We start from the raw sequence: 26,830 nt of genomic DNA, 5'->3' as shown, positions 1-26,830 counted from the left end.
CCACGTTCTGCACTGGTCCCGCTGGCGCCGCAGACGCCAACACCAGGCCCGGACCAGCCACTACAAGAGACGAGGCCACAGCCCAAGAGCTGAAGCCTCGTCAGGTTAAGCACCGTTGCAGTATTAGGGCCTGTCTTCAAACTCCCGTCTGCGGGGCGGCGCCGGGGCACGCACCTCGACGGCTTCTCGTCAGTCGCCGATGCTCCGCATGGACTCCTTCCTCGGCGCCGCCGATGCACGCACCCCAACGCCGCCCCGCCCGCCCTTCGGGCGGACGACGGGAGTTTGAAGACAGGCCCTGGGGCCTCGGGCTGATTCGCGGCGTTCCGCTCCGGCGGGGAGGTGCGTTGGGCTACAGTCACGGAGCGGAAGGGGCTGCTGACCTGCGGTACTTGACGGATCGTCATACCACCTGAATAGAGTACGGCTTCATTATGAAGCAGGTACACACTTCGCCCCAGCAGTCCGCCCGCGGCCTGGCCCAGGACGCCGACGAGAGCCTCTACGACCCCCGGGTCCGTACCGTGATGGCCGAGTTCGTGCTCGGCGGCGACACCCTGGCCCTGGAGGCCGGCTCCGCCATCCGGGCCGCCACCCACGCCGTGGAGCGGCTGCGCTCGCGCGGCGCCCAGGGACGCGGACTCAGCGCCGGCGCGCTGGACATCCTGATCCGGCTCGGCGCCACCGCCGGCGAGGCGCTGAGCATCGGCGACCTGGCCCGGGCCGCCGACGTCAGCTCGCGCAACGTCACCGGCCTGGTCGACACCCTGGAGCGGGAGGGGCTGGCCGAGCGGATCCCGGACCCGCACGACCGCCGCTCGGTGCTCACCCGGATCACCCCGGCCGGCCGCGGCTGGCTCGACACCTTCCGGCTGCCGACCCAGCGTGCGATGGCCGCGATGTTCCAGGGCTTCACCCCCGCCGAGCTGACCGCGCTGCGCCACCTGTGCCTGCGGGTGGTGGAGAACCAGCAGCGGATGGAGCAGTACCTGGCGCAGGGCGAGGAGCCGCTGCTCTGAGTGCGGCGGGAGCTCTGGGCAGCGGCGTGGGCTCAGAGGGCGGCCAGCGCGTCGGCCAGGTCGTCCAGGCCCAGCGAGCCCTGGGAGAGCGCCGCCATGTGCCAGGCCTTCAGGTCGAAGTCGGCCCCCCGACGTCGCTGCGCCCCGGCCCGCCCGGCCAGCCAGGCGCGCTCGCCCAGCTTGTAGCCGATCGCCTGGCCCGGCCAGCCCAGGTAGCGCTCGATCTCGCCGATCCGCCGCGCCTGCGGACTGCCGTGGTACTCGGCCATGAACGCGGTGCCCAGCTCCGGCGTCCACAGCTCCCCGGGGTGGAACGGCGAGTCGGCCGGGATCCGCAGCCGCAGGTGCATGCCGATGTCGATGATCACCCGGATGATCCGCAGCATCTGCTTGTCCAGGTAGCCGAGCCGGTTGGCCGGGTCGGTGAGGAAGCCCAACTCGTCCATCAGCCGCTCCGCGTACAGCGCCCAGCCCTCGGTGTTGGCGCTGATCCTGCCCAGGGTCGCCTGGTAGCGGGTCAGCCGGTGCTGCAGGGTGACCGCCTGGGCGAGCTGCAGGTGGTGGCCCGGCACGCCCTCGTGGTACCAGGTGCTGACCAGCTGCCAGGTCGGGAACCGGGTGCGGCCCAGCGCCGGCAGGTAGGTGCGGCCGGGGCGGCTGAAGTCCAGGCTGGGGCCCGAGTAGTGCGGTGCCACCGAGCCGCCGGGCGGCGCGATGTGGGTCTCCACCCGGCGCAGCGGGCCCGCGATGTCGAAGTGGGTGCCGTCCAGGTCCGCGATCGCCCGCTCGATCAGCTCCTGCAGCCAGGCCCGGATGCCCTCCTCGCCCTCGATCGCGTGGCCGTGCTCGTTGAGGTGGGTCATTGTCTCCAGCACGCCCGCGCCCGGCAGCACCTGGTGGGCGGCGCGGCGCATCTCCTCCAGGGTGCGGTGGAACTCGGCCCAGGCCCAGTCGTAGGCCTCGGTGACGTCCAGGTCGGCGCCGGTGGCCCGGCGGGCGGCGCGCAGGTACTTCTCCTCGCCGACCGCGTCCGGCACCCCGACCGCGGCCGGCGCGTAGTCGGTCCGCAGCCAGTCGCGGAAGGCGGCGAGCGCGGCGGTGGCCGCCAGTGCGGAGCGGTCCAGCTCGGCCCGCAGCCGGTCGGGGCCCGGCGCGACGAAGTCGGCGAACCAGCTGGTCCCGCCGGTCTGGCCGGTCTGGCTGGTCTGGCCGGTCCCCTCGCCGAGCCAGTCGGCCAGCTGGCGGAGCACCGCCTCGACCTGGCGCGGCGCCGACACCAGGTTCCGGTCCAGGCCGGTGCGCAGCGTCCGCCGGTACCCGTCCAGCGCTGCGGGCAGGTCCCGCAGCCGGCCGCCGAGGTTCGCCCAGTCCGCCTCGCCCTCGGCTGGCGACATGGTCAGGGTCCGGCGCAGCTCGTGCAGCGGCGCGTTGATCGGGCGGATCGACCAGAGGTGGTCGCCCGCGTCGTGGCAGGCCAGCTGGGCCGCCAGCCGCTCGCGCAGCAGCCGTGCGCAGTCCGCCTCCGGGCCCTCGGCCGGCCCCGCCGCGTGCGCCGGGTCCAGCTGTGCCCTCTCCAGCTGTGCCAGGTCCAGTTGTGCCAGGTCCGCCTGCGCCCGCCGGGCCAGGTCGGCGGCCTCCTCGTACCACTCGGGCGACAGCGCCGGCTGCCGGTCCATCCCGACCGGCTCGCCCAACCAGGCGGCGGTGGTGGGGTCGTGGGCGACCACGGCGGCCACGTACGCGTCGGCGATCCGGCGGGCGGTGCCGGCGGTGCCGGGAGCGGTGCCGGGAGCCGGCGGTGCGTCGGCGACTGCGGGGCTGGTGGCGGGGTGCGGGCCTGACGGCGCGTGATCGGACATGGCCACCATCCTGGCGCAGCGCCGGGCGGTTGTCAGGGGCCGGTCGGGCGTGGCGGACGTGGTCCAGTGGGTGCCGCCTGGCGCAGTCGGCCCGGGGTGGTGCCGAGCCGGTCGCGGAGCAGCGAGGTGAGGGTGGTGGCGTTCTCGTAGCCGACCCGGCGGGCGACCGCGTCGGTCGGCAGGTCGGTGGTGCGCAGCAGGTGGGCGGCCTGCTCCAGCCGGATGCGCTGGGCGAAACGGAGCGGGGAGACGCCGAGCACCCGGTCCAGGGCGCGCTGCAGGGTGCGCTCGCTGGTGCCCAGGGCGCGGGCGGCGTCGGCGATCCGCAGCGGCTCGGCGAGGTGCTCGCGCACCCAGCGCTCGAAGCCGGCCACCGTCGGGTCGGTCCGGGCCAGGTGCTCGGGTATCGCGTAACTGGCCTGGCTCGGGCGGGAGTCGACCACCAGGTAGCGGGCGGCGAGGTCGGCCAGCAGCGGGCTGCGCTCGCGGACCAGGGCGAGCGCCAGGTCCAGGTGCGCCATCGCGGCCCCCGCGGTGGTCACCCCGTCGGTGTGGGTGAGCATCCGGGTCTCGTCCAGCAGCACCTGCGGGAAGCGCTGCCGGAACACCGGGGCCAGCCACCAGCTGGTGGTCGCCGGCCGGCCGTCCAGCGCCCCGCCCGCGGCCAACAGGAAGGTGCCGGTGCAGGCCGCGGCCAGCGGCACGCCCGCCGCGTGGGCGTCGGCCACCAGCTCGCGGGCCGGCCGCTGCTCGGGGGCGTCCAGCCAGGCGAGCAGCGGTTCGGGCTGCTTGTGGCCGACCCCGGGGACGATCAGCAGGTCGGGCCGGGCGGCGGTGCCGGCGGGCACCGCGCTGACGGTGTGGCCGGCGGCGGTGCGCGGGGGCGGGGCGGTGGCCGGGCCGGGGTGGACCAGGGTCACCTCCCAGGCGGGCGGGGGCTGCGGCAGCTCGTCGCGCAGCTCGTTGGCCGTCTGCAGCACGTCGAGGACCGAGGAGAGACCGGAGTCGAACACGCCGTCGAGCACCAGGACCGAGACCTTCATGGCGGAAACGGTAAGCGATGTGTCGGTTCCGCCACTGGGGAGCCCGGGGTTCGGGCTCGTAGCTTGGACACATCAGCTCGAACCGGGCCTCTGGAACCCCCGTGAGAGCCCGAACGAAGGGAACCCCGCCATGACCGCCACCCCCAAGCTCGGCCTGCTCGTCCGCCTGGAGGCCAAGCCCGAGCACGCCGACGAGCTGCACGACCTGCTGGTCGGCGCCCTCCCGCTGGCCCAGCAGGAGACCGGCACCCTCACCTGGTACGTGCTGCGCCTGGGCCCCACCACCTTCGGCATCTTCGACACCTTCGCCGACGAGCCGGCCCGCCAGGCCCACCTGGACGGCAAGATCGCCGCGGCGCTGCTGGCCGAGGCCCCGCGGCTGCTGGCCGTCGAGCCGGAGATCCTGCGGGTGGACGTGCTCGCCGCGAAGTAGGGGGCCGCGGTGCGCCGGGCAGCGGGCCTATGATCATCCCGCTGCCCCGCCCCCTGCCCAGCCCCCTGCCCCGCTCTTCCCGAGGAGCACCGGTCATGCCCCACTCCCTGCCGGGCGAACCTGACCTGGACTTCCGTGTCCCCGCACACCTGCGGTGCCGCTGGCTGGCGGCGGTGCTGGTCGCGCTCGTCGGCTACCCGGCGCTCGCGCTCCACCTCTTCGGGTACGGCGCCGTCGGCGCCTGGGTGGCCGCGACCACCGACCTGGCCCTGCTGCTCCTGCTCGGCGGCGGGGTCCGCAACCGGACCGCGGCGGACCGGCACGGGGTCAGCTTCCGTTGGGGCCTGCTGCCGGCCCGCACCGTCCCGTGGCCGGAGATCGCCTCGATCCGGGTCGAACCGGGCCCACTGCTCAGGTGGAAGCCGCAACGCTCGGTCCACCTCACCACCACGACCGGCCGCCGCCACCGCCTCCCGGCCCTGACCGACGGCGAACTGCTCGCCCCGGACCCCGAGTTCGACGCGCGAACCGAGCAACTCATCGCCGCCTGGGAACGTCACCGGGCGGTGGCGGGGTAGGGCCGAGCTGCTTGTTTGCCGGTGGACTCAGTCCACCTCGGCGAGGATCCGCAGCGACGGGGGCTCGGCGAGCAGGGTGCTCGACAGCTCGAGGGAGCGGGCCAGGTGCGGGCTGGCCAGGTGGGCCTCGAGTGCCGCCCGGTCGGCCCACTCCTCCACGACCACCCAGGACCGCGGGTCGTCCGGGTCCACGTAGTTGCGGTAGGAGAGGCAACCCGGCTCGGCCAGGCTGGCCTCGGCCATCGACCGGGCCTGGGCGCGCATCTGCTCCTCCATCCCGGGCTTGGCCTTCAACACCGCGATGACGTTCACGTTCTTGGACAAGGTCCCCCACTCGCTTCCCGCGCTCGCGCGCCGTCGTCGGTACCGGTCGGGATCAACACGGCGGTCGGTCGAACCCTTCCCCGGGGCCGGCGGCGCAGTCGGTGAAGGCTCCGCCGGTGAGGACGGGCACCACCGTGCTCGCGTCCAGCTCCGTGGCGATGGCCACGTCGTCCGTGAACCCGCGCCGGACCAGTTCGAGGCCCGAGGAGCAGGCCGCCACCGCGCCGGCGACGTCGGCGGTCCCGACGAAGCACGCCCGGGCGGCGGTCGCCTCGGGGGACAGCGGCCCGCCGCCCTGCGCCGCCAGCGCGGCGATGACCGCTCCGGCGCCCAGCAGGTCCTCCAGCGCCGGTCGCAGACTGCCGTCCGGCCACCGCTCGCCGGCGGCGATCACCAGCACCGGCCGGTCCACGCTCCCGTAGCCCTGCCGGGCCAGCCACCGGCCGACCGCACCGGCGTTGCGCAGGCTGCCCGCGACCACGGTCGAGCCGCCGGCAGCGGCGGCGATCGCCGAGCCGTTGGGCGAGGGCAGCACCAGGCGGGGGGTGTACGGCGCCCGCCGGAGGGCGGCCGGCGAGAGCGACCACGGGGCCTGTGGGGTGGCCGCCCGCCGCCCCACCGCCAGCTCCGCCGCCTTCTCCCGGGCGAAGGCGACCGCCGTCCCGTCCCGCCAGGCGTAGGGGTAGACCCGCACGCCCGCCTCGACGGCGACCGTGACCGAGGTGGTGAAGGACAGCACGTCGACCACCACCAGACAGCCGCCCTCCGGCGCCAACTGCCGCGCACCGGTGGGACCCCACTCGAAGCGGACGCCGTGCTCTCGTTGCAGGAACCAATCGCTCATGGTCGTCGATCATGGCAGTGGTCCGCGGCGGCGCAAGCGAATTCCGCAGCAGCGCAGTCGCACGTAGCGGCGGTGCAGCCGCATGTCGCGGCGGCTCGAGCACGCGTCAGAACCCGGTCGGCCGACGCGGCGTGTACCCGCTCTCCAACGCCGCGGTCTCGGCCGCGTCTAGGTGCACCGCCAGGGCGGCCGCCGCGTCGTCGAGGTGGGCCGGCGCGGTCGCGCCGATGACGGGGGCGGCGACGGTCGGGTTGGCGAGGACCCAGGCGAGGGCCACCCGGGCCATCGGGATCCCGCGCTGCGCCGCGACGCGTTCGACCGCGTCCACCATCGGGCGGTCGACCTCGCCGAAGAACCGCTGCCCGACGGGATCGCTCGCCGAGCGGCCGGTCACCCGTCCGTACGGCCGGGCCAGGCGGCCCTTGGCCAGCGGGCACCAGGGCAGGCTGGCGACGCCCTGGTCGGCGAGGAGCGGGAACATCTCGCGCTCGTCCTCGCGCTGCACCAGGCTGTACTGGTTCTGCATGGCGACGAAGGGCGTCCACCCGTGCCGCTCCGCGGCGTGCTGCAACTTGGCGAACTGCCAGGCCCACATGGACGAGGCGCCCAGGTACCGCACCTTCCCGGCCGTCACCACCTCGTGGAGGGCGGCCATGGTCTCCTCGACCGGGGTGGCCGGGTCGAACCGGTGGATCTGGTAGAGGTCGATGTGGTCGGTGCCGAGGCGGGCGAGCGAGGCGTCCACCTGACCGAGGATCGCCCGCCGGGAGAGCCCGGCACCCCCGGGGCCGTCGTGCATCGGGAGCCCCACCTTGGTGGCGAGGACGATGTCCTCGCGCCGGGCGTACCGCTTCACCGCGCGGCCGACGAGCTCCTCCGAGGTGCCCCCGGCGTAGACGTTGGCGGTGTCCCAGAAGGTGATGCCCAGCTCCACGGCCCGCCGGAACAGCGGCGCCGCCGACTCCTCGTCCAGGGCCCAGGGGTTGACGCCCCGCGCCGGGTCCCCGAACCCCATGCAGCCGAGGGCGATCCGGCTGACCTGCAACTCGGTGTTCCCGAGCGGAACGTACTGCACCGTCAGCCTCCTCAGGCCGGGTAGGGAGCGGCCTCGCGAGCCGACCGGAGCGCGCCCGACCACCAGAGCAACTGGTCCAGCAGGGTCTTGGCGTACCCGGATACCTCAGGGTCCAGCGGGTGGCCGTCCTGCCAGGCCGTGAAGTAGTTCGGGAAGGCCAGACCGTCGCGGATCGTCACCGCGTGGAGCTCCGTCAGCACGTTCTCCAGGTGCAGCACCGCGTGCCGGCCGCCGGCGGCGCCGCCGTAGCTGACGAAGGCCACCGGCTTGGCGGTCCACTGGGTGAAGTGCCAGTCGATGGCGGTCTTCAGCGAGGCGGGGTAGCTGTGGTTGTACTCCGGCGTGACCACGATGATCGCGTCGGCGCGTTCCAGGGCCGTGGTCAGCGGGGCCATTCCGGCCGGGCGGGGGTAGGCGTCGCCGGCGAACTTCGGCGGCACCGCGGGCAGTGCGAGCGGGAGGTCGATGTCGGCCAGGTCGACGACGTCCACCTCGAACCCGCCGTGGGTCCGGGCCTGTTCGGCGACCCAGGAGGCCACTACCGGGCCGAACCGGCCTTCGCGGACGCTTCCGACGATGATCAGCAAGTTCTGCGTGTCGTTCTGCATGGCCACCACGATCGGCCCGCCCGGCGGCGGTAGCCAGGCCGTGCTCAGGCTGGCCCCCGCGGGGCCACGTTGAGCACTCCTCACGCGGGCGCGCGGCGCCCTACGCTCGCACCATGGGTACACCACTGGGGGACTTCATCCGGACCAAGCGGGACAGCATCCAGCCGGAGTCGCTGGGACTGCCCGAGCGCGGCCGCCGCCGCTCGCCGGGCCTGCGGCGCTCGGACCTCGCGGTGCGGGCCGGCATCAGCGTCGAGTACCTGACCCGGATCGAGCAGGGCCGGGACCGCAACCCCTCGGTGCCGATCGTGAACTCGCTCGCCGACGCGCTCAGCCTCGACCCCGCGGAACGCAACCACCTGCGCTACCTGGTGAAGATCACGGGTGGCGAGTGCGCCGGCCGGACCCGGCCCGCGCCGCCGGCCCGGGAGGTGCGCGCAACGGTCCGCGAGACGCTGCGGCTGCTCGAACCGGGGATCGCGGTGGTGACCAACCGGCTGGGCGACGTGTTGGCCTGGACGAGCGGCTACGCGGCGGTGCTGGGCGCGAGCGGGCTGCTCGACACCGAGGCCCCGAACCTCACCCGCTACGTCTTCACCCACCCCGCCGCCCGGGCCCTCTTCGCCGACTGGGCCGACGTCGCGGACGAGCAGGCCTTCGATCTCTGGCTCGGTCCGTCCGTCGAGAACTCCGAGTGGCTCAGCACCGAACTCGCCCCGGTCGCCGGCCCCGAGTTCACCAGCCGCCTGAACCGCCACGCGGTCCCGCGCCGCGGCGTGCTCCGGCTCGACCACCCGACCGCGGGCGAACTGCGGCTGCTCCGCGAGACGATGGAACTGCCCGCCGACGCCCAGCAGTTGGTGGTCCTCCTCGCGGCCGACGACGCCACGGCCCAGGCCCTCGACCAGCTCCGCCACCGTGGCACGGGCCACCTGCGGGCCATCTCGTGACCCGCGCAGGTAGACCGGGGCCAAGGACCACGGCTGCGTGAGGTGGGTCACAGGGAGGTTGACCTCAAGTCGGCTTGAGGTTGAAGAATCCGTGGCGTCGGAGTCGAAGTCACCTGAACAGGGGAGTGATCAGCATGCGGGCGGTGCAGGCGGTGCGTTTCGGGGGTCCGGAGGTTCTGGTGCCGGGTGAGGCGCCGGAGCCGGTCGTCGGGGCGGGGCAGGTGCTGGTCGAGGCGTCCGTCGTGGGCATCACGTTCGTCGAGACGCAGATCCGCCGGGGCGTCGACCAGTGGCATGCCAAGCCCGAACTGCCCTACGTGCCGGGCGGCATGGTGGCCGGCCGGGTGGGCGCGGTCGGGGCAGGGGCGGACCCGAGCTGGATCGGTCGGCTCGTTCTGGCGGACGCCGGGGCGACGGGTGCCTTCGCCGAGCGGGTGGTGGCCGGTGCGGAGAGCCTGGTCCCGGTGCCCGACGGGCTGGGCTTGCGCGAGGCCGCCGCCCTGCACACGGACGGCAGTACCGCGGCGGGGCTGGTCGAGGGGGCCCGGATCGTGTCCGGCGAGTGGGTGCTGGTCGAGGCGGCGGCCGGCGGGGTCGGCAACCTGTTGGTCCAGTTGGCGCGGGCAGCGGGGGCCAGGGTCATCGGGCTGGCCCGCGGGGCGCGGAAGCTCGACCTGATCCGTGCCCTGGGGGCCGAGGCGGCGGTCGACTACTCCGCACCGGACTGGACCGAGCAGGTCCGCAAGGCGACCGGCGGCGCGGGGGTCGACGTCGTGTTCGACGGTGTGGGCGGGGAGATCGGCCGGGCCGCGTTCGAGTTGACGGCCCGCCACGGCCGGTTCTCCGTGCACGGCGCGTCCAGCGGTCGGCTGACCGTGATCGAGCCCGGGGCAGCGGAAGAGCGCGGAGTCGAGGTGATCGGGATCGAGCAGCTGTACGGGTTCCGGCCGCGGATGCACCAGTGGGCCGAACAGGTGATGGCGGAGGCGGTCGCGGGCCGGGTCCGGCCGGTCATCGGACAGACCTTCCCGCTGGAGCACGCCGCGGACGCGCACGCTGCGATCGAGAGCCGAAGCGCCCTGGGCAAGACCCTGCTGCTGATCTGATCACCCCCGCTCCGATCACCCCCGCTCCAACCACCCCGCAGGCTGCGCTGGGAAGCCCCCTCCTGCCTCCCAGAGCAGCCGTCGGCAACCGGATCGGAAGCGGCGATACCCGGACCAAGCCGCGCGACCGCGCCAAGGCCAGGGCACCCGGAGGACCAACGGAGCAGGGCACCGCGGATGCCATGACGCCAACGGCCCACCAGGGCAACAGCAGATACAGACATACATGGCAGGCAGCGATCGCCCCGCCCAGCAGTACCCCGCCGGAAACGCCAAGCGCCCTGGCACCGGTGGGCGCGGGGCGCTGCTGACGTGAGCTAAACCGTCGTGATCGCTCAGGCCGGGATCTCCGAGCTGACCGGTACGGGCGGCTCGACGCCAGTGAGTTCGGCTGAGCGGGCGACGAGAAGTGGGGCGAGCTCGGGGTAGTAGCCGCGGGCGACGGCTTGCAGCATCTCTGCCAGGGCGATGAGTTCGCCGATCCGGCCGGCGGGAGTGTCCAGCACGTCGGCGAACTCGATGCGGATGCGTGTGGCCACCTCGGGGACGAGAAGACTGTTCACGTACAGGTTGCCTGGGTCATAGCCCACCGGGAGCAGGCCCCAGCGCTCCCAGTCGAGGATGGCCAGCGGCGCGGTCAGGTTGCCCCAGTGCAGGTCACCGTGGCCAGTGGCACGCTCCACCTTCGCTGGCGCGGGGATGCCGAGGAACTGGGGGAACGCCTTTTCGATCCAGCTGTCACGCACCGTGGTGCGCACGCCCTGGGCTTGGCCGAGGCGGATGACAGCACGGCGCAGGGTGCTCCACCACTCGTCGGACAGGTCGGGGTCGTGGACCAGGTCGGGGCGGTGGGGCGAGATGACGGGGTGAGGCACGAAGTCGAGGAGGTCCGCTCCGTAGCCGAACCCGTCGGCGGCCCAGTCGAGCGAGCCGTGCAACCGGGGGCGCGGTACGTCGCCGGAGATCAGGGCCGCTGCCCCGACGATGCCTTCACCGTTCGGCCGGGCGCCGGTTCGCTTGGTCGAGAAGACGCGGAGCCACTGATCCCCGGCCCGGCAGCTGAGCGTGAGCCCGAGGTCCCCCCAGACCAGGACACCATCACAGTGCACGCCGAGCCGACGGGCCGCGTACTGGTGCGCGGCCTCCATCCGCAGCCTGATCGCGTCATCCGGTGGCGAGTACATCGATCACCTTCCTGAGTTGGTCGGCGGCCAGCGGATCGGCCAGCGCCTTGGCAGCATCGTTCCAGTGCTGCGGGCTGCTGGCCGAGAGCAGAACCACGTCCAGACCGGGGCACGAAGCCGCCACCAGCAGAGCGGCGGCCGGGGCCGACAGACCAGGGCGGATCAATTCCACCAGTTCGGGTGTCATCAGCCCCGGCAGCTCACCGCCATGCAGCGGCGCCGAGCCGAAGGTGGCCATTCCGGCGTCACGCGCCTGCATCAGCGGACCGGCAGCGTCGAGGGACTGACCGATGACGTCGGCCATCACCAGGCTCACCGGCAGTTGCAGGCCCTTGAAGTGGTGGCGCGGTGAGCCGGCGGCTTCCTGCGCCAGGGTCAGCAACTCCCCCACCGTGAACGCACCAGAGGTGAGGCCCGACCAGGTGGCGACTCCATAGCCCTGGATCCGGCCAACCTGTGCCATGGCCTCCAATTCGCAGAAAGCCTTGCGCAGTTGATCGTGGCACTCACCGCGACCTTGACCGTGATGGATGCGCTCAGGGTTGTGGATGAAGACCAGATCGGCGCGGCCGAGGATCCGGAGAGAGTCCTCGACCTGCCACCGGATGAACCCGGGAGAGAGGTTGTGCCCGCTAGCTGCCCGCCCGGCGGTGAGCACGCCAGCGACGACAGCCGCCCGTCCCTGAGCGGCGGTGTGGAACCCGGTCTTGGTCGTCACCAGGACCTGGGGGTACTCCTCCAACACCGGAGCGAGTTCGCGGTGGGCCAGGCCGTGCCCGTAGTTCGGGGCGGTGTCCACCCACGGCGCGCCGGCGGCGAGGGCGGTGCGCGCCGCCTCCTGAACGGCGCGCACCCTGTACGTTCCCAGCCCAAGGACGGCCGTCACAGCGCCGTCCTCACCACGGAGGCCGCTTGGCCCTCGACGAGGACGGACACGAGCGAGGCAACGTCCTTGACCTCTAGGTCGGCCGTCGCAGCAAGCGATCCCAAGGTGGCAGGCTGGCCGGTGAGCAGTGCCCGGAGCATCGGCGTTGCCTGTTGAGTGAAGTCCCACTCGGTTCCAGCCGCCGCGAGCGTCACCGTGCCTTCAGACCTGTTCTCCGTCAGCCGGGCCCGAGGAGCGGTCAGGCGAACCGACACTTCCGCGCGAGCGGGCACGCCGTTCACGTAAGGCAGCGAGGGCACAGCACGGCCGAAGTGGGTGGTGTCCATGGACTCTGCCCAACGACAGACCAGGTCCGGATCGGCCAGCTCGACCGCCAGTGCCTCGCGCAACTCCCCTACGAACGCAGCCTGTTCAGGAGGTGAACCGAAGCGCGGCACGTCCAGTCGCAGTGCGAGACGGGAACGCAGCTGGTCCACGACCCAGCTCAGCAGCTCCGCCCCGGTGTGGGTGACCAGGCCGAAGGTCAGGTGCAGGGACTCCGTTCCCTGGTCCGCGCTGACCGCGTGCCAACAGCCACGGGGCAGGTAGAGCACATCCCCGGCGGTCAGCACCAGGTCGGCGAGCGGTTCACCCTGTGGTTCCTCTGGGGCTTCCAGATCTCGGAAGGTCGGAGCGGTCCGGGTGGACCCGTAGAGCTTCCAGCGCTTGGACCCGTGCATCTGGACCACCACCACGTCGTGGTCGTCCCAGTGCGTTCCGAAGCCCTCGCGCTCGGTCCACGAGGCGTAGGCGTTGACCTGTACCGGTGTACCGACGAAGCGTTCCAGGCCTTCGGCAGCCGACCCGATCGGTGGGTGCATCGTGTCGATCGAGTCCACGACGAGCGAGGCACCGCCAGCCAACTGTGCGTGCAGGTCGGCCGGCAGAGTCCGGTGCCAGGTCACGGCCCGCCGGTTGGTCATCGGGACCGTGTACCGGCTGTGGGGCACGGCCTCGCCGTCCAGCGACAGGCGAAGCCGCGGAGGTTCCAACCGCTGGGTGGCGAGGATGGCGTTCAGGTCGTCCCAGGACAGCAGGCCGACGACGGCGGCGGCCTTGCCAGGGAAGACGGCGTAGGAGCGGTGGAGCGTCTGGGTGAGGAAGGACTCCCCACCCAGACGCGCCGCCCACGAAGCAGCATCAAGCATCGTGGGCGTCCGACTCAGGTGTCGTTCTGGTCGGACTTACCGCCAGTGTTGTCGGACGGCTGCTCGGCACGGGTCCGAGCGGCGGCGATCTTCCTGGAAGCGACCAGGAGACCACCGTCAGCGGCCGGGGCCGCCGGGGTGTCCTGAACCATTGCTTCTTCCCTTCTACTTGGGGGGACTCCCGCCGGAGCTCCGGCGAGAAGACAGAGGGTGGCGCCAGCCAGCCGTGGGGGACATGGCGACCGGCGCCGTGGTCCACCCGGCCCATTTCCCCAGGGACCGGGTGGAGATTGAGAGGCCACCAGGCCGAGCCGACAGCAACGATCGCGCTGGGCCCTGTGGCATGGACTATGCGGCCGGGGTCGACTCCCGAGCGAGGACATCCGTGTGGGCCGCTCGCACCAGCACCGACAGGCGCCCGTCACCAGTCACGGTCTGGTCGGAGGCCATCTCGAACCACACGACCTTCCCAGCGCCGGAGGGTTCCCAGCCCCAGGAGTGCGACAGGCCCTCAACGACCATCAGGCCTCGACCTCCGGTCACGGTGTCCTGCGCCGCGTCCGGATCCGGGAGCCGGAGGCTGGTGTCCGCGACTTCGACCCGCAGGCGAAGGCCCGTCCAGCGCACGGTTACCTTGCAGCGCGCCTTCGTGTGTTCCACGGCATTCGCCAGCAACTCGCTCGTACACAGTTCGACATCACGCAGCGCGTCGGTCGACAGCGGCACCTGCCAGAACCGCGCGATCCCGAGCACCAGGTGCCGGGCCGAACGAACAGCCGCCGCGCTCGGCTCCACGTCCCACTGCTGCGGCACTGGAAACGTCGGCTCGTTCGGCATGCCATGACCCCTTCGCAAGGACGGATGCTGACGCCGTTGGCCGGACCTGTTCCGACTCGGTCGGAGTAACCGGTCCGTCACTCCCGGCGTCTGAGGCACAATCAAACGCCTGCGGACGGGGTAGGGACAGGGCGATCCTGTAGGCAGGCAGTAGGCACTTCACTAGGCTGTCTGCCTCCCACCGACGGCACCGCGGAGACGGGCCTCACATGACCAACGACGCGCTACGAAGGCTTCGGCTAGGGCGAGAGTGGACCCAGGCCGAGGTGGCAAGCCGGGTCAACACCCGGATCAAGGCAGCGACGAGGCGCGACAGGGCGATTGACGCCAACGTGATCAGCCGATTAGAACGAGGAGCGATCACGTGGCCGGAGCAGGAGGTCCGCGACGCCCTGCGTGGGGTCTTCGGCGTAGCCACGAACGCAGAGCTGGGCTTGTTCTCGAAGCGGACCCGGCACGACCGTGAGGAGGTGGGTGAGTCGAAGCGACGTGACTTCCTCGCCGTCTCGTTAGCGACGATCCTCCCCGATGTCCTCCCGGCGCCGACCGCGGTCGGCATGAAGGACGTCAGCGACCTCGCGGAACGCACCTATGCCTTGGAAGAGTGGGACCGACGCAGCGGTGGATTGTCTACCCGGCATCTCGCGTTCGGTGAACTGCGAAGCGCCGTCGATCTCACCAAGTCGTCGATGGGTCCTCGTGTCCGCGACCGACTGTGCGTGCAGATCGCCAATCTCGCTGACCTCGCCGCTTGGTCCTCGTTCGACGCCGGACAGTCCGCTCCGGCCCGCAGCACGTTCGGACTGGGCATCAAGGCCGCACAGGAGTCCGGAGACCACGGGATCCTCTGCCACGTGGCAACCGGCCTGGCCCGCCAGGAGATCGCTGAAGGGCGCGCCACGGACGCGATTTCCCTCGCGGACATGGCCATGGGCAACGTGCCGCTCTCAGCTCTCGCAATGATCGCGGCGGTCAAGGCCCAGGCTTACGCGATCCGGGGTGACGAGGCCGAAGTGATGAGGCAGATCAGCCTCGCTGAGTCGATCTACAGCCGAGTTACCGACCTCCAGAGCGAGCCGCAGTGGATGTGGTACTTCACCCAACACAAGCTGCAAGGCGAGACCGGACAGGCGCTGTACCTCCTGGCTACGGTCACCGGGCACCCGGTCTCCGACCTTGTCTCACGGCTCCGGCGGGCAGTGGACTCCCAGACATCCAACCGAGCCCGAGCAAAGGCCATCGGCACCGCCCAGTTGGCCACTGCGCTCTACCGCCAGGGCGCGCGTGACGAGGCCGACCAGTACGCCCGCACCGCCATCGATCTTTCCGAAGTGGTCCGCTCCGCACGACTGAACGCCGCAGTGGCCGAGATGAGGAGAGCCCAGACATGACGATCGAAGACGCGATCAAGGAAGCCGCCGCCCGGGGCATCACGGGGTTGCCGGAGCCCTCCCGGCTGACCCACGCCCGGGTGTGGCCTACCGCATCGCAGTGGATCGGCGAGATCGGCGAACCGCCCCACAACGAGACCGTGGGCGAGGGCATGTTCGAGAGCAAGGACGACGCCCAGAAGGCCGCCTTGAAGGCCATCGCGGACGGTCGGGCCAGCCTGCTCGCGGTACTGCCGGCCGACCTGGCGGCGACGGCCGGAGAGTGGCCCGAGCCGATTGTGGCCACCTGGGACTGACACAACGCGAGGGCGGCCGTTCCGGGACCGTGTAGGCACCCAGAACGGCCGCCCTCGCGTACAGCCTCATTAGCCCACGACCCTGAAGCCATCGCTGCCTGCGCTGGGAAGCCCCCTCCTGCCTCCCAGAGCAGTCGTCGGCGAGCCAGCGGACCGGGAGCAGGACGGTGCTCCCGGCCCGGCCGGCTGGTGGACGCGGGTCAGTCGGCCAGCGGGAGGTAGACCCGGTTGCCGTGCTCGGCGAACTCCTCGGACTTGGCCTGCATACCCGCCAGGGCTTCGGCGTCGTACTGGGTGTTCACGGCCTTGTCGCCGTACAGCTCTGTGATGCTTTTGCTGATCTTCATCGAGCAGAACTTCGGGCCGCACATCGAGCAGAAGTGGGCCGTCTTGGCGGGTTCGGCGGGGAGGGTCTCGTCGTGGAAGGCACGAGCGGTCTCCGGGTCGAGGGCCAGGTTGAACTGGTCCTCCCAGCGGAACTCGAAGCGGGCGTCGGAGAGCGCGTCGTCCCAGGCCTGGGCACCGGGGTGGCCCTTGGCGAGGTCGGCCGCGTGGGCGGCGATCTTGTAGGTGATCACGCCGGTCTTGACGTCGTCCCGGTTGGGCAGGCCCAGGTGCTCCTTGGGGGTGACGTAGCAGAGCATCGCGGTGCCCCACCAGGCGATCATGGCGGCGCCGATGCCGGAGGTGATGTGGTCGTAGCCGGGCGCCACGTCGGTGGTGAGCGGGCCCAGGGTGTAGAAGGGGGCCTCGTCGCAGATCTCCTTCTGGAGATCCATGTTCTCCTTGATCTTGTTCATCGGGACGTGGCCCGGGCCCTCGATCATCACCTGGACGTCCTTGGCGCGGGCGATCCGGCCCAGCTCGCCGAGGGTCTGCAGCTCGGCGAACTGCGCCTCGTCGTTGGCGTCGGCGATGGAGCCGGGGCGCAGGCCGTCGCCGAGCGAGAAGGTGACGTCGTAGGCGCGCAGGATGTCGCAGAGTTCCTCGAAGTTGGTGTAGAGGAAGTTCTCCTGGTGGTGCGCCAGGCACCAGGCGGCCATGATCGAGCCGCCGCGCGAGACGATGCCGGTCTTGCGGCGGGCGGTCATCGGGACGTACCGCAGCAGCACGCCGGCGTGCACGGTCATGTAGTCCACGCCCTGCTCGCACTGCTCGATGATGGTGTCCCGGTAGACCTCCCAGTTCAGCTCCTCGGCCTTGCCGTCCACCTTCTCCAGCGCCTGGTAGAGCGGCACGGTGCCGATCGGGACCGGGGAGTTGCGCAGGATCCACTCGCGGGTGGTGTGGATGTTGCGGCCGGTGGAGAGGTCCATGACGGTGTCGGCGCCCCAACGGGTGGCCCAGGTCATCTTCTCCACCTCCTCCTCGATCGAGGAGGTGACCGCGGAGTTGCCGATGTTGGCGTTGATCTTCACCAGGAAGTTGGTGCCGATGATCGCCGGCTCCACCTCCGGGTGGTTCACGTTGACCGGGATCACCGCGCGGCCGCGGGCCACCTCGTCGCGGACGAACTCCGCCGTCAGGCCCTCGCGCAGCGCCACGAACTCCATCTCGGGGGTGACGACGCCCTGCTTCGCGTAGCCGAGCTGGGTGACGGCGACGCCGTCGCGGGCGCGCAGCGGGCGGCGCGGGCGGCCGGGGAAGACCGCGTCCAGGTTGCGCAGGTTCCCGCCGCGCGGCGCGGTGTGCTTGATCCCGTCGTCCTCGGGGCGGGCCTCGCGGCCGTCGTACTCCTCGACGTCGCCGCGCTGGCGGATCCACGGGTCGCGCAGCGCGGGCAGGCCGCGGCGCACGTCGGGCTCGTAGGCCGCGTCGGTGTACGGACCCGAGGTGTCGTAGAGCGGGACGGTGCGGCCGTTGGTCAGCTGCACCTCGCGGAAGGGCACCCGCAGGTCGGGGCGGGAACCCTCGCGGTAGGCCTTGCGCCAGGCGGGGGTCGGGTAGCCGGTGCCGGCGCTGCTCACCGCGGCGTTGCCGGACGTGTTCTGGGCAGACTGCGGTGCATCAAAAGTGGTCATCGGACCTCTACTCCCTACGCCGGCATTACCCGGTCCAGGTTCCTGCGGTCGGCGCAGCGGTCGGTACGCGTGCCCACGTACCCTTCAGCGCCCTCTCAGCCCGGTGCTCCGAGCTCCCGTGTCCGCGGGCGGTGTTGCCCGCGACAGACGTCCCTCACCGTAGCGGGCCGTCCCGTTCGGGTCCAGGGTGGCACCCCTGGTGAGACGCCGGGTGGCCGGATTCACTATGCTCGCGTTGTTCGCACGACTGTTCGTGTACGCGACGCCCTGGCAGCTCGGCGCCGCTGCGCCATCTCCGGGGGAAACCGTGACCAAGCCTCGTCTCGTTGCCGTTACGGCGGCCCTCGCCATGAGTCTCGGTCTGATGACCGGTACGGCCTCGGCGCAGACCACTGCACCCACCTACTACTGCTTCAACGGGATCAACAAGGTCCAGCTCCAGGGATCCTGGACCGGACTGGACAACGCCAAGTTGGTGTTCGGCGGAGCACCCGTCGAATCGACCTTCACCCTCACCAACACCAGCGGCCACGATCTGCCCGGCGTGACCATCTGGGCGCAGTGGCTCCATGACCAGGAACTCGCATGGCACACCTTCACCATCGAGACGAAGGAGACCGGAGGGGACTGGAAGAACCTCCGGGTCTCGCAGCCGCTCATGTCGGGATCGGGCCTGTCGTACGGGCCTCTCGGGCCCCTCGACCTGGCCAAGGGCGCGACCCTGACGGTCCGGTTCCGCTTCTCCGTACCGCTCGTTGACACCGGCGTGATGAACGCCCCCATGGCCAACCACTACAAGTTCGCGCTGGCGGTCTCCTCCGAGTTGTTCGACAACGACTCCGGCAAGTTCCTGGACCCGAACGCGGCGGTCGATCCCACCCCCGGCCCGACGGGTGTCTGCACCAGCTACGTCTTCGCGCCGACGGCGAGCTTCGACACCGTTGCGGCGTCGAGCCCGACTCCGACGCCGACGGCGAGCACCACCGCGACCACGTCCGTGGCGCCGACCGGCACGCCCACGACGACCGCTGAGCCCGCGGCCACCGGCAAGCCCGCGCCCACGTCGAGCGCCACGCCCACGGCCACCGCCAAGCCCAGCCCGTCCCCGACCGCCACCGGCCCGGAGCTCGCCTTCACCGGTGGTGGGGGTAGCGCGCTGCCGTTCGGTATCGGTGGTGCGGCCGTCGTCGTCCTGGGCGGCGCGATCCTGGTGGCGGTGCGCCGCCGCAAGCGCGCGCACAACTGAACCGGCGCCGCCCCTGAGGTCCGGGCGCCCGCTCGCCCCACCGGCGCGAGCGGGCGCCCTGTGTTTACCCGATCGTGTGGGCGCTGGCAGACTCGCGGGCATGACTGGACTGACGGGGCGGGTTACGGGGAAGGTCGGCGCCGGGCTGGTCGGGGAGGTGCTGCTGCACGTGCCGGAGCGACAGGGATCCGAGGCGTTCCTCGCCTACCTGGCGGTGCCGGGCGACCCGCTTCCGACCGGTACTCAGGTGGTGGTGGTCGAGTACCAGCCGCCGCGAACCGTCTACGTGTCACCGATCTGAATCCGTCCCGGTACGGGATCCGGATGCGCCGGGCTTCCCATGTGATCGGAACAGGCGCACAATCTCGATTCGCCACCGCGTCCGCGCAATCCTGCACAACCTGGCGCAGCCACGGAGCGGTGTGCTCCGAAGGGGGATACGGCCGATGTTGATCGGCACCATCGCGGGGATCGTCGCCGCGGCCATCGTGATCCTGATCGTGCTCTTCAAAATGTGCTGGCGGGTCGCCGAGCCGAACGAGGCGCTGATCATCTCCGGCTCCAAGCACCGCACCGAGGGGTTGGGCGAGGGGCTCGGCTTCCGCATCGTGACCGGCCGGGGGACCATGGTCACGCCGGGCATCCAGACCGTCCGCAAGCTCTCGCTCGACCTCAACGAGGCCGACCTGGACGTCGAGTGCGTGACGTCGCAGGGGATCCCGGTGCAGGTCAAGGGCGTGGTGATCTTCAAGGTCGGGGACGACACGATCTCGATCGCCAACGCCGCCCGCCGCTTCCTGGACCAGCAGAAGTTCATGGGCCAGCGGGTCCACAACGTCTTCGCCGGCCACCTGCGCTCGATCGTCGGTGGCCTGACGGTCGAGGAGATGATCCGTGACCGCGAGCGGCTGACCGGGGAGACCCGGGCGGCCTCCGGCACCGAGATGGAGAAGCTCGGCCTGATCATCGACTCGCTGCAGATCCAGGAGATCCTGGACCCGACCGGCTACATCAAGAACCTGGCCGCGCCGCACGCCGCCGCCGTCCAGCGGGACGCCCGGATCGCGGCCGCCGAGGCCGACCGGATCGCCACCGAGGCCGAGCAGGAGTCCTTCGCCCGCAAGGCCGAGGCCACCCGCAACTCGGGGATCCAGCAGGCCGGTTACCAGGCCGAGATGGACACCGCGGCAGCCCGGGCGCAGCAGGCGGGCCCGCTGGCGCTGGCCGCCTCCCGGCAGGAGGTCGTGGTCCAGGAGACCAAGGTCGCCGAGCTGGAGGCGCACCGCAAGGAGCAGCAGCTCCAGGTGGACGTCCGCAAGCCGGCCGACGCGGCCGCCTACGAGACCCGCACCAAGGCCGAGGCCGAGCGCGACGCCCGGATCTCCGCCGCCCAGGCGCAGGCCAAGGAGACCGAACTGCGCGCCGGGGCCGAGGCGAACCGGGTGAAGATCGCTGCGCAGGCCGAGGCCGAGGCCACCAAGGCCCGCGGTCTGGCGGCCGCCGAGGCCACCCGGGCCACCGGTCAGGCCGAGGCCTCGGCGGCCGAGGCCAAGGGTCTGGCGGCGGCCGAGGCGGCCCGCGCGCTGGGTCTGGCCGAGGCCGAGGCGATCAAGGCCCGGGCGGCCGCGCTGGCCGAGAACCAGGAGGCCGTGGTCGCCCAGCAACTCGCCGAGAACTGGCCGGAGATCGTCCGGGCCGGGGCCGACGCGTTCGGCAACGTGGAGCACATGGTGCTGCTCAACGGGGCGGACGGGATGGGCGAGATGTTCGCCAAGGCGCTCACCATGGGCGGCACCGGGCTGGGCCTGGCCCGGCAGCTGCTGGGCTCGCTGAACAACGGCGCGCAGCCCGGCCAGGAGGCCGCGGGCGACGGGACCGGCGCGACCGGCGCGAAGGCCGACGCGCCGCGGCCGGCCGGCCGGCACGGCGCCACCACCCAGTCGATCCCGGTGCAGAGCGACCGGGACAGCTGACCGGGGCACCGGCCCGTGCGGCCCCGGTCCGGTTCAGTTCTGGTACGCCCCGGCCAGCGCCGCGAACGCCTCCTTCGGCCGCCAGCCCAGCCCCGGACGGGCCGCCGGGTCGCCGGGCGGCAGCATCGCGACCACCCCGTAGGAGGCGAGGTCCAGGTCCCGGCGCGGCTCCGCCCGGTGCTCGGCGTCGTAGTGGGCGAAGGTGAACCAGAAGGCGCTGTCCACCCCGAGCTCCTCGAACACGGCCAGCAGCTCGCTGAGGTAGCGGACCTGCTCCTGCTCGTCGCGCACCAGGTCCTCGGCGATCACCGGCTCCGGGCCGCTGCCGTCGGTGACCGCCCAGCCCAGCCCGCCGCGGTCGGCGGCCCCCCGGTAGGCGCAGCAGCCGAACTCGGTGACCGCCACCGGCTTGCCGTGCCGGAACTGGGCCCGCAGCTCCTCCCGGTAGCGGTCGGCGTTCTGCGCGTCCCGGTAGGCGTCCACCCCGACCAGGTCGAACGGCGTCCAGTCGATGTGCTCCCAGGTGCCGGAGGCGTAGCCGATCCGGCCGTCGAACTGCTCCCGGGCCACGGCCGCGGCCCGGGCCAGGAAGGCGTTCAGCCGGGCGCCGACGTCCCGGAAGCCGGCCCGCACCACCGGGTCGGGGCTGGTCAGCGCGGCCAGCCGGGCCTCGAAGTCGTCGCCGGGCAGGAACCCGGCGGCGAACAGCGACAGTTCGCAGCCCAGCACCAGGACCACCTCGGCGCCGCGCGCCCGGATCCGCTCGGCCCGCCGCGCGCAGTCGGCGAAGTAGGGCAGCAGCTCGGTCTCGTCCAGGTTGCAGGGGAACGGCGCGAACCAGACCTCCAGGCCGTGTTCGGCGGCGAACTCGGCGGCCAGCTCGATCCGTTCCGGGTGCGCCCCGGAGATCCGGACCGCGGTGCAGTGCAACTCCTCGGCGATCACCCGCAGTTCCTCGCGCACCTGGGCGGGGTCGAAGTCGCTGCGGGAGAGGCGGTCGCCCGGCTGGAATCCGGTGTCGTAGTTGATGCCCTTGCCGCGCATGGTCGGCTCCTTGTCCGGGTTCGGGGTGGGGGTTCGGTGCTTCGGGGTTCAGTGCTGCGGGGCTTCGCGGCTCAGGCCTGCTCGCCCAGCAGCTTCTTCAGCCCGTCGGTGGTCGGCGCGGTGATCATCGAGGCCGCGCCGATCGCGCCGACCAGGAAGACGGTGGGCAGCCAGACCATGGTGTGCAGCGGGAGGGTGTAGGCGCCGACCACCCGGGCCAGGCACTCCACCAGCAGCGCGAGGCCCCAGACCACCGAGTGCCGCAGCGCCAGGGTGCGGAACAGCCGGCCCTCGGCCGACTCGGTGTCGGTGGTCAGCCGGTCCCAGGCGGCCTCCCGGGCGGGCTTGCCGCCGGTCAGGAAGGGCCGCAGGCCGAGCGCCATCAGCGGCTTGCCGCGCAGCGCGGAGACCAGGATGCCGGCGCCGACCGCGCTGCTCACCAGGCCGTCCTTGGCGATCATCAGCCGCGGGTCGCCGACGATGCAGGTGGCGACGATGCCGACCACGTTCACCACCAGCATCAGCCCGGCCAGGCCGTTGACACTCCGCTCCCGCAGCAGCCCGTAGAGGGTGCGCACCGCCGGGACGACGCTGCTCACGATCAGCGAGTCGACCATCCCGAGGCCCAGCAGGGAGTGCGCCGCGTAGTAGGTGGCCAGCGGCACCGCGACGTCCACGACGAGCGGCAGCAGGGCCCCGACCAGCGGGTTGCGCGGCTTGCCGGTGCCGCCGACCGCCTCGATGCTGGTGATCTCGCTCATGGTCCGGCCCTCCCGTTGGTCCCGCTCGTTGACATGACGATCATGTCTCGGCGGGCTGACCGGGCGTCAGTGCCTGCTGTCGCGCGTGCTCGGTGACAGCTGTCACGGCGGCTCATGACAGCTGTCATGCGGGCGGGCGAACCGGGTCCGGACACGCCGCGGCGCCCGGCCCCTTGCGGGGACGGGCGCCGGAGCGGAGGCGGCGTGCGATCAGCCCTTGGCTGCCTTCTTGACCAGGATCACCACCGCGGCCGCGATGCCGACCACCACCAGGGCCTTGACCGCGAACCAGACCAGCGAGCTCACCACGCTGAAGACGATGCCGATGACGTTGAACGCGATGATCAGCACCAGGATCGGGACGACGATGTTCCGCACCCAGCCGGGCAGCGACTTCCAGATCTCAGCCATGTCCGTTTCCTTCTCTCCCTGTGGGGTTGGGCTTCCCTCGCCGCATCCCGTCCGCTTTCGGTACTTCGATCGTACGAGGGCACCCGAGCGGAAACGAAGGGTTCAGGCCCCTGAGAGAACCCGGATACGGCCCTGAGGGTGCGGCCTCAGGGTCCCCCTTATCGGGGACTTATCCACCGCCCGGAGCGGCCGCGGCGCAGCTCAGACCGGCCACTGCTCGCCGCGCCAGGCGGCGTCCCAGAACATCCACTCGTACCGGGTGGTGGTCCGCACGTGCTCGTGCACCCGGCGCCGCTCGGCGGGCGAGAGCTGCTCGCCGAGCCGGTCGGTGAGCTCCAGCACCCGCCGCACCACCGACTGGAAGGCCTCGTCGCCGTAGACCGAGATCCACTTGGCGTAGAGCGGGTCGGGGGAGGAGGCGGCCAGCAGCCGCTCGCCGACCCGGGCGTAGACCCAGTAGCAGGGCAGCACCGCGGCCACCGCCTCGGCGAACGAGCCGCCGTACACGGTGGCCAGCAGGTAGCTGGTGTAGGCCCGGGTGGTGGGCAGCACCGCCTCGCCGGCGGCCTGCTCGGCGCTCTTGCCGAAGGCCTCCAGGAACTCGGCGTGCATCCCCTGCTCGGCGGCCAGCGCGCCGATCGCGTCGTCGGCGAAGGCCCGCACCTCGGCCTCGCCCGGCGCCTTGGCCGCGCAGACGGCCAGCGCCCGGGCGTAGTCGCGCAGGTAGTGCGAGTCCTGGACGACGAAGTGGCGGAACGCGGCGCGCGGCAGCGTGCCGTCGGTCAGGCCGGCCAGGAAGGGGTGGGCGAGGATCTCGGCGTAGATCGGCGCGACGGTCTCGGCCCACAGCTCCGCGGTCAGCGAGCGGTGCTGCGGGGAGGTCCGGTCCGGCGTCTCGGGCTGCGTCATGCCCCCGACCCTACGTCCGCGCCGGCGCGGCGGGCCCTCACGTCTCGGGCGGTGAGAAGACCACCAGCACCCGCAGCTCCTCGGTGATGTGGTGGAACCGGTGCGGGGTGCCGGCCGGTACGAAGACCACGCTGCCGCGGGCCACCGTGCAGGTCTCCTCCCCCACGGTGAGCGAGCCCCGGCCGCTGATCACCTGGTACAGCTCGTCCTGCCGGTGCACGGACTGGGTGTCCACCTCGCCGGGGGCCAGCGCGTAGAGGCCGGCCGACATGGTGCTCTCGCGCAGGAAGCGCAGGTAGCTCCCCTGCTGCTCGGTGCGGAAGCGGTCCAACTCGTCGAGTCGGAAGACCTTCACTGCTGCTCCTCTCCTGGGTGCTTCCACCGGCCGCCGCGGCCTGCGACCATGCGGGGCATGAAGCACTTCGTGGTCAAGACCCTCATCAACGCGGCCGCCATCTGGGTGGCGGCCCTGATCGTCAACGGCATCACCCTGTCCGGCGGCACCTGGCAGCGGAAGACGCTGACCGTGATCGCCGTCGCCCTGATCTTCGGCTTGATCAACTGGCTGATCAAGCCGCTGGTGAAGTTCTTCTCGTTCCCGCTCTTCATCCTGTCGCTGGGCCTGATCACCTTCGTGATCAACGCGCTGATGTTCTGGCTGACCTCGTTCGCCTCGGACCGGCTGCAGCTGGACTTCCACGTCGAGGGCTTCCTGCCGGCGCTGCTCGGATCGCTGATCGTCAGCCTGGTCGCCTGGGGCCTGCACCTGGCGATCGACGACGAGGACTGACTGCCAGGGGTTTCGGCGGCGGCGGGCTGCGGGGATGCTGAGGCACAACAGGCATCCGGAGGTGACCTGAGTGGCCGAGGTGACTCCCCACCCCCGTCCGGTGGTCAAGCGCACCGCGCGGGCGATCCTGCTCGACCTGCCGCCCGACGATCCCGGGCACGGCCCGGCCGAGCTGATCGTGATCAAGCGGACCCGGCCCGGCTGCAATCCCTACTGGATCACCCCCGGCGGAGGGGTGGAGGCCGCCGACCGCACCGTCACGGACGCCCTGCACCGCGAGGTGGACGAGGAGTTGGGCGGCAAGGTGGTCGACGTGGTGCCCGCCTTCGTGGACACCGTCGCGCACGCGCACCACGAGGACGGCAGCCTGGCCCACCCGCACGGGGTCAAGGTGCAGCACTTCTTCGTCTGCCGGCTGGCCGGCATGGACCCGGCGCAGCGGCACGGTCCCGAGGTGGACGAGCCGCAGGGCGAGTACGAGATCGTCCGGCTGCCCTTCACCCGGGAGGGCGTCACCTCGGTCAACCTGGTGCCGCCCTCGCTGCGCGCCTACCTGGCCGCGAACATCGAGGGGATCCGGGCGATGCTCGCCCCCGACCTGGGCTGACCCGACCCGAGCGGTCCGACCCGACCCGAGCGGTCCGGCCGGGGCGACACCGGGCCCACCGGCCCGGTCAGCCCTCGAGCAGGTCGTGGTGCAGGTGCTCGGCCCGGACGCCCGAGTGGGCCAGGGCGGCGGCGCCCCGGCGCACCATGGCCGGCGGGCCGCTGAGGTAGGCGTGGTGCCCGTCCCACGGGCCGCGCTGCACCGCCACGTCGGAGAGCAGCCCGCTGAGCGCCGCCGCCGACCGCTCCTCGGAGAGCACCGGGAGCACCTGGAGCCACGGGTGCCGCCGCTCCAGCTCCCGCAGCTCGGCGAGCCGGTAGAGCTCGGCCTGCCGGCGCGCCCCGTACAGCACGGTGACCTCGCGGCCCGCCGCGCCGTGCTCGGCGATCTCCTCGACCAGCGCGCCGACCGGGGCGATCCCGGTGCCGCCGCCCAGGCAGAGCAGCGGGGCCGGGTCGGCGTGGTCGACCACCATGGTCCCGGCCGGCGGACCGAGCCGCAGCACGTCGCCGGGGTGCGCCCGGCGGACCAGCGCGCTGCTCACCCAGCCCGCCTGCAGCGCCTTCACGTGGAAGGTGAGCAGCCCGTCCGGGCGGGGCGCGGTGGCGAACGAGAAGTGCCGCCAGACCCGCGGCCACCAGGGCGTTTCCAGGGTGGTGTACTGGCCGGCCCGGTACGGGTAGGCCTGGTCGGGGCGGACGGTGAGCTGCGCGGTCTCCGGGCCGACCAGCTGGTGCGCCACCACCTCGGCCTGCCACCAGGGCGGCGAGGTCCGGGCCGCCTGCTCGGCCGCGTCGATCATCACCGTGGAGATCAACGCGTAGGCCCGGTACCAGGCCTGCTCGGTCTCGGCGTCCCAGCGGTTGCCGCAGTACCGGGCCAGCGAGGCCACCAGGCACTCGCCGACCGGGGCGTAGTGGCCGCTCAGCGTGCCGTACTTGCGGTGGCCCTGGCCGAGTCGGGTCAGGTGGGCGGTCAGCCCGGCCGGGTCGTCGGCACTGCGCGCGGCCTGCAGCAGGGCGCGGAAGAGGCGGTCGCGCTGCACGTCCATGGCGGCGGGGAAGAGCGAGCGGATCTCCGGGTGGCGGACGAAGAGCAGCGCGTAGAAGTGCGCGGTGGCCCGGTCGGCGACCGGCTCGACCACGGTCAGCGAGGCGCGGATCAGCTCCACGTCGCGGGCGGTGGGCGGGGATGGTGCGGTGGGGCCGGTGAGTTCGGCCGACAGTGCGGCGAAGGAGGCGGGCGGGAGCGGGGCGGTCAGCGGGTCGGCGGCCCAGGCCTGGCTCCAGTGGTCGCCGGGGCCGGCCCAGTTGAGGCCGGGGGCCCAGCGGAACAGCGGCTCGATCGCGGGGCGGGGCTCGGGCGCGGTCTCGGGCGTGGTCCCGGGCGCGGGCGCGGGCGCGGGAGTGGGGACGGGGGCCGGCGCGGGCGCGGCGGGCAGCGGGGCC

29 protein-coding genes are annotated in these 26,830 nt (G+C 72.2%); 12 read left to right on the top strand and 17 right to left on the bottom strand.

Translation table 11 applies throughout. The features are described from left to right. The first annotated feature begins 434 nt into the window (after positions 1 to 434). Entirely contained in the window at positions 435 to 1,019 is a 585-nt protein-coding gene (locus ACQRUO_RS28575; RefSeq protein ID WP_428318979.1) for a MarR family winged helix-turn-helix transcriptional regulator, read from the top strand. A gap of 32 nt (positions 1,020 to 1,051) precedes the next feature. Here ACQRUO_RS28575 and ACQRUO_RS28570 read toward each other — a convergent pair whose 3' ends face one another. Beyond that, complete coding sequence (locus tag ACQRUO_RS28570) at positions 1,052 to 2,878, bottom strand: DUF885 domain-containing protein (RefSeq protein ID WP_428318978.1); 1,827 nt, start codon at positions 2,876 to 2,878, stop codon at positions 1,052 to 1,054. 32 nt (positions 2,879 to 2,910) lie between these two features. After that, the gene (locus tag ACQRUO_RS28565; protein ID WP_428318977.1) at positions 2,911 to 3,921 is read right to left on the bottom strand and encodes a GlxA family transcriptional regulator; all 1,011 of its coding nucleotides are present in this window, start codon (positions 3,919 to 3,921) and stop codon (positions 2,911 to 2,913) included. A gap of 130 nt (positions 3,922 to 4,051) precedes the next feature. Between ACQRUO_RS28565 and ACQRUO_RS28560 the strand changes: the two genes are divergently transcribed. Then, positions 4,052 to 4,354, top strand: coding sequence for a putative quinol monooxygenase (locus tag ACQRUO_RS28560; RefSeq protein ID WP_428318976.1), 303 nt, complete (start codon positions 4,052 to 4,054; stop codon positions 4,352 to 4,354). A 95-nt stretch (positions 4,355 to 4,449) separates the two neighbouring features. Next, positions 4,450 to 4,932: a PH domain-containing protein gene (locus tag ACQRUO_RS28555; RefSeq protein WP_428318975.1), complete on the top strand. Its 483-nt coding sequence runs from the start codon at positions 4,450 to 4,452 to the stop codon at positions 4,930 to 4,932. 27 nt (positions 4,933 to 4,959) lie between these two features. On the opposite strand, the gene ACQRUO_RS28550 is transcribed toward ACQRUO_RS28555, so the two are convergent. The 4 genes from ACQRUO_RS28550 to ACQRUO_RS28535 all read right to left on the bottom strand — a co-directional run bounded on the left by ACQRUO_RS28550 (position 4,960) and on the right by ACQRUO_RS28535 (position 7,783). Further along, entirely contained in the window at positions 4,960 to 5,256 is a 297-nt protein-coding gene (locus tag ACQRUO_RS28550) for a putative quinol monooxygenase (protein WP_428318974.1), read from the bottom strand. A gap of 52 nt (positions 5,257 to 5,308) precedes the next feature. After that, positions 5,309 to 6,100, bottom strand: coding sequence for a 2-phosphosulfolactate phosphatase (locus ACQRUO_RS28545; protein ID WP_428318973.1), 792 nt, complete (start codon positions 6,098 to 6,100; stop codon positions 5,309 to 5,311). A 106-nt stretch (positions 6,101 to 6,206) separates the two neighbouring features. Continuing rightward, positions 6,207 to 7,175 (bottom strand): aldo/keto reductase, encoded by a 969-nt coding sequence (locus tag ACQRUO_RS28540; protein WP_428318972.1) that lies wholly within the window; start codon positions 7,173 to 7,175, stop codon positions 6,207 to 6,209. Between the two features lie 11 nt (positions 7,176 to 7,186). After that, positions 7,187 to 7,783 carry an NADPH-dependent FMN reductase gene (locus tag ACQRUO_RS28535; protein WP_428318971.1) on the bottom strand — a complete coding sequence of 199 codons (597 nt, stop codon included), beginning with the start codon at positions 7,781 to 7,783 and terminating at the stop codon, positions 7,187 to 7,189. 113 nt (positions 7,784 to 7,896) lie between these two features. Between ACQRUO_RS28535 and ACQRUO_RS28530 the strand changes: the two genes are divergently transcribed. Together ACQRUO_RS28530 and ACQRUO_RS28525 are read left to right on the top strand one after the other, a co-directional pair. Beyond that, positions 7,897 to 8,733, top strand: a complete 837-nt coding sequence (locus ACQRUO_RS28530; protein WP_428318970.1) for a helix-turn-helix domain-containing protein — start codon at positions 7,897 to 7,899, stop codon at positions 8,731 to 8,733. A gap of 134 nt (positions 8,734 to 8,867) precedes the next feature. Further along, entirely contained in the window at positions 8,868 to 9,839 is a 972-nt protein-coding gene (locus ACQRUO_RS28525) for a zinc-binding dehydrogenase (protein ID WP_428318969.1), read from the top strand. A 335-nt stretch (positions 9,840 to 10,174) separates the two neighbouring features. Here ACQRUO_RS28525 and ACQRUO_RS28520 read toward each other — a convergent pair whose 3' ends face one another. The 4 genes from ACQRUO_RS28520 to ACQRUO_RS28505 form a co-directional block, all read right to left on the bottom strand. Continuing rightward, a complete protein-coding gene (locus ACQRUO_RS28520; RefSeq protein WP_428318968.1) occupies positions 10,175 to 10,987 on the bottom strand; it encodes a hypothetical protein in 813 nt (270 codons plus the stop codon). A gap of 16 nt (positions 10,988 to 11,003) precedes the next feature. Next, positions 11,004 to 11,876, bottom strand: coding sequence for an aldo/keto reductase (locus tag ACQRUO_RS28515; protein WP_428318967.1), 873 nt, complete (start codon positions 11,874 to 11,876; stop codon positions 11,004 to 11,006). Positions 11,877 to 11,905: 29 nt separating this feature from the next. After that, positions 11,906 to 13,096, bottom strand: coding sequence for a cupin domain-containing protein (locus tag ACQRUO_RS28510; protein WP_428318966.1), 1,191 nt, complete (start codon positions 13,094 to 13,096; stop codon positions 11,906 to 11,908). Positions 13,097 to 13,444: 348 nt separating this feature from the next. Beyond that, the gene (locus ACQRUO_RS28505) at positions 13,445 to 13,933 is read right to left on the bottom strand and encodes an ATP-binding protein (protein WP_428318965.1); all 489 of its coding nucleotides are present in this window, start codon (positions 13,931 to 13,933) and stop codon (positions 13,445 to 13,447) included. Between the two features lie 209 nt (positions 13,934 to 14,142). Here ACQRUO_RS28505 and ACQRUO_RS28500 point away from each other — a divergent pair, with 209 nt between their 5' ends. Both ACQRUO_RS28500 and ACQRUO_RS28495 read left to right on the top strand, forming a co-directional pair. After that, a complete protein-coding gene (locus ACQRUO_RS28500; protein ID WP_428318964.1) occupies positions 14,143 to 15,324 on the top strand; it encodes a hypothetical protein in 1,182 nt (393 codons plus the stop codon). Beyond that, the gene (locus ACQRUO_RS28495; RefSeq protein WP_428318963.1) at positions 15,321 to 15,620 is read left to right on the top strand and encodes a hypothetical protein; all 300 of its coding nucleotides are present in this window, start codon (positions 15,321 to 15,323) and stop codon (positions 15,618 to 15,620) included. Before ACQRUO_RS28500 ends, ACQRUO_RS28495 begins: the two co-directional genes overlap by 4 nt. A gap of 200 nt (positions 15,621 to 15,820) precedes the next feature. Here the strand turns inward: ACQRUO_RS28495 and thiC are convergent, their stop codons facing one another. Next, positions 15,821 to 17,641, bottom strand: a complete 1,821-nt coding sequence (gene thiC / locus ACQRUO_RS28490) for a phosphomethylpyrimidine synthase ThiC (RefSeq protein WP_428318962.1) — start codon at positions 17,639 to 17,641, stop codon at positions 15,821 to 15,823. Positions 17,642 to 17,867: 226 nt separating this feature from the next. Here thiC and ACQRUO_RS28485 point away from each other — a divergent pair, with 226 nt between their 5' ends. The 3 genes from ACQRUO_RS28485 (at position 17,868) to ACQRUO_RS28475 (ending at position 20,860) form a co-directional block, all read left to right on the top strand. Further along, positions 17,868 to 18,887 carry a hypothetical protein gene (locus ACQRUO_RS28485; protein ID WP_428318961.1) on the top strand — a complete coding sequence of 340 codons (1,020 nt, stop codon included), beginning with the start codon at positions 17,868 to 17,870 and terminating at the stop codon, positions 18,885 to 18,887. 100 nt (positions 18,888 to 18,987) lie between these two features. Next, entirely contained in the window at positions 18,988 to 19,188 is a 201-nt protein-coding gene (locus ACQRUO_RS28480) for a hypothetical protein (protein WP_428318960.1), read from the top strand. A 145-nt stretch (positions 19,189 to 19,333) separates the two neighbouring features. Then, positions 19,334 to 20,860 (top strand): flotillin family protein, encoded by a 1,527-nt coding sequence (locus ACQRUO_RS28475; protein ID WP_428318959.1) that lies wholly within the window; start codon positions 19,334 to 19,336, stop codon positions 20,858 to 20,860. 33 nt (positions 20,861 to 20,893) lie between these two features. On the opposite strand, the gene ACQRUO_RS28470 is transcribed toward ACQRUO_RS28475, so the two are convergent. The 5 genes from ACQRUO_RS28470 to ACQRUO_RS28450 all read right to left on the bottom strand — a co-directional run bounded on the left by ACQRUO_RS28470 (position 20,894) and on the right by ACQRUO_RS28450 (position 24,340). Further along, on the bottom strand, positions 20,894 to 21,904 hold the full coding sequence (locus ACQRUO_RS28470) for a hypothetical protein (RefSeq protein ID WP_428318958.1): 1,011 nt from the start codon (positions 21,902 to 21,904) through the stop codon (positions 20,894 to 20,896). Between the two features lie 71 nt (positions 21,905 to 21,975). After that, the gene (locus ACQRUO_RS28465; protein WP_428318957.1) at positions 21,976 to 22,665 is read right to left on the bottom strand and encodes a VC0807 family protein; all 690 of its coding nucleotides are present in this window, start codon (positions 22,663 to 22,665) and stop codon (positions 21,976 to 21,978) included. A gap of 210 nt (positions 22,666 to 22,875) precedes the next feature. Next, positions 22,876 to 23,076 carry a DUF5326 family protein gene (locus tag ACQRUO_RS28460; protein WP_428318956.1) on the bottom strand — a complete coding sequence of 67 codons (201 nt, stop codon included), beginning with the start codon at positions 23,074 to 23,076 and terminating at the stop codon, positions 22,876 to 22,878. Positions 23,077 to 23,277: 201 nt separating this feature from the next. After that, positions 23,278 to 23,985 carry a thiaminase II gene (gene tenA / locus ACQRUO_RS28455; protein ID WP_428318955.1) on the bottom strand — a complete coding sequence of 236 codons (708 nt, stop codon included), beginning with the start codon at positions 23,983 to 23,985 and terminating at the stop codon, positions 23,278 to 23,280. A gap of 37 nt (positions 23,986 to 24,022) precedes the next feature. After that, the gene (locus ACQRUO_RS28450) at positions 24,023 to 24,340 is read right to left on the bottom strand and encodes a cupin domain-containing protein (protein ID WP_428318954.1); all 318 of its coding nucleotides are present in this window, start codon (positions 24,338 to 24,340) and stop codon (positions 24,023 to 24,025) included. 57 nt (positions 24,341 to 24,397) lie between these two features. On the opposite strand from ACQRUO_RS28450, the gene ACQRUO_RS28445 reads away from it, so the two are divergent. Further along, positions 24,398 to 24,775: a phage holin family protein gene (locus tag ACQRUO_RS28445; protein ID WP_428318953.1), complete on the top strand. Its 378-nt coding sequence runs from the start codon at positions 24,398 to 24,400 to the stop codon at positions 24,773 to 24,775. Between the two features lie 79 nt (positions 24,776 to 24,854). Further along, positions 24,855 to 25,382, top strand: coding sequence for an NUDIX domain-containing protein (locus ACQRUO_RS28440; RefSeq protein WP_428318980.1), 528 nt, complete (start codon positions 24,855 to 24,857; stop codon positions 25,380 to 25,382). 67 nt (positions 25,383 to 25,449) lie between these two features. Here the strand turns inward: ACQRUO_RS28440 and ACQRUO_RS28435 are convergent. Further along, positions 25,450 to 26,830, bottom strand: a 1,381-nt coding sequence (locus tag ACQRUO_RS28435; protein ID WP_428318952.1) for a globin domain-containing protein, incomplete at its 5' end; no start/stop codon positions are given.

Source organism: Kitasatospora sp. LaBMicrA B282, from assembly GCF_050325825.1.
In the GTDB taxonomy this organism is placed as follows: Bacteria; Actinomycetota; Actinomycetes; order Streptomycetales; family Streptomycetaceae; genus Kitasatospora.
This window is presented reverse-complemented; position numbering and strand designations above follow the sequence as displayed.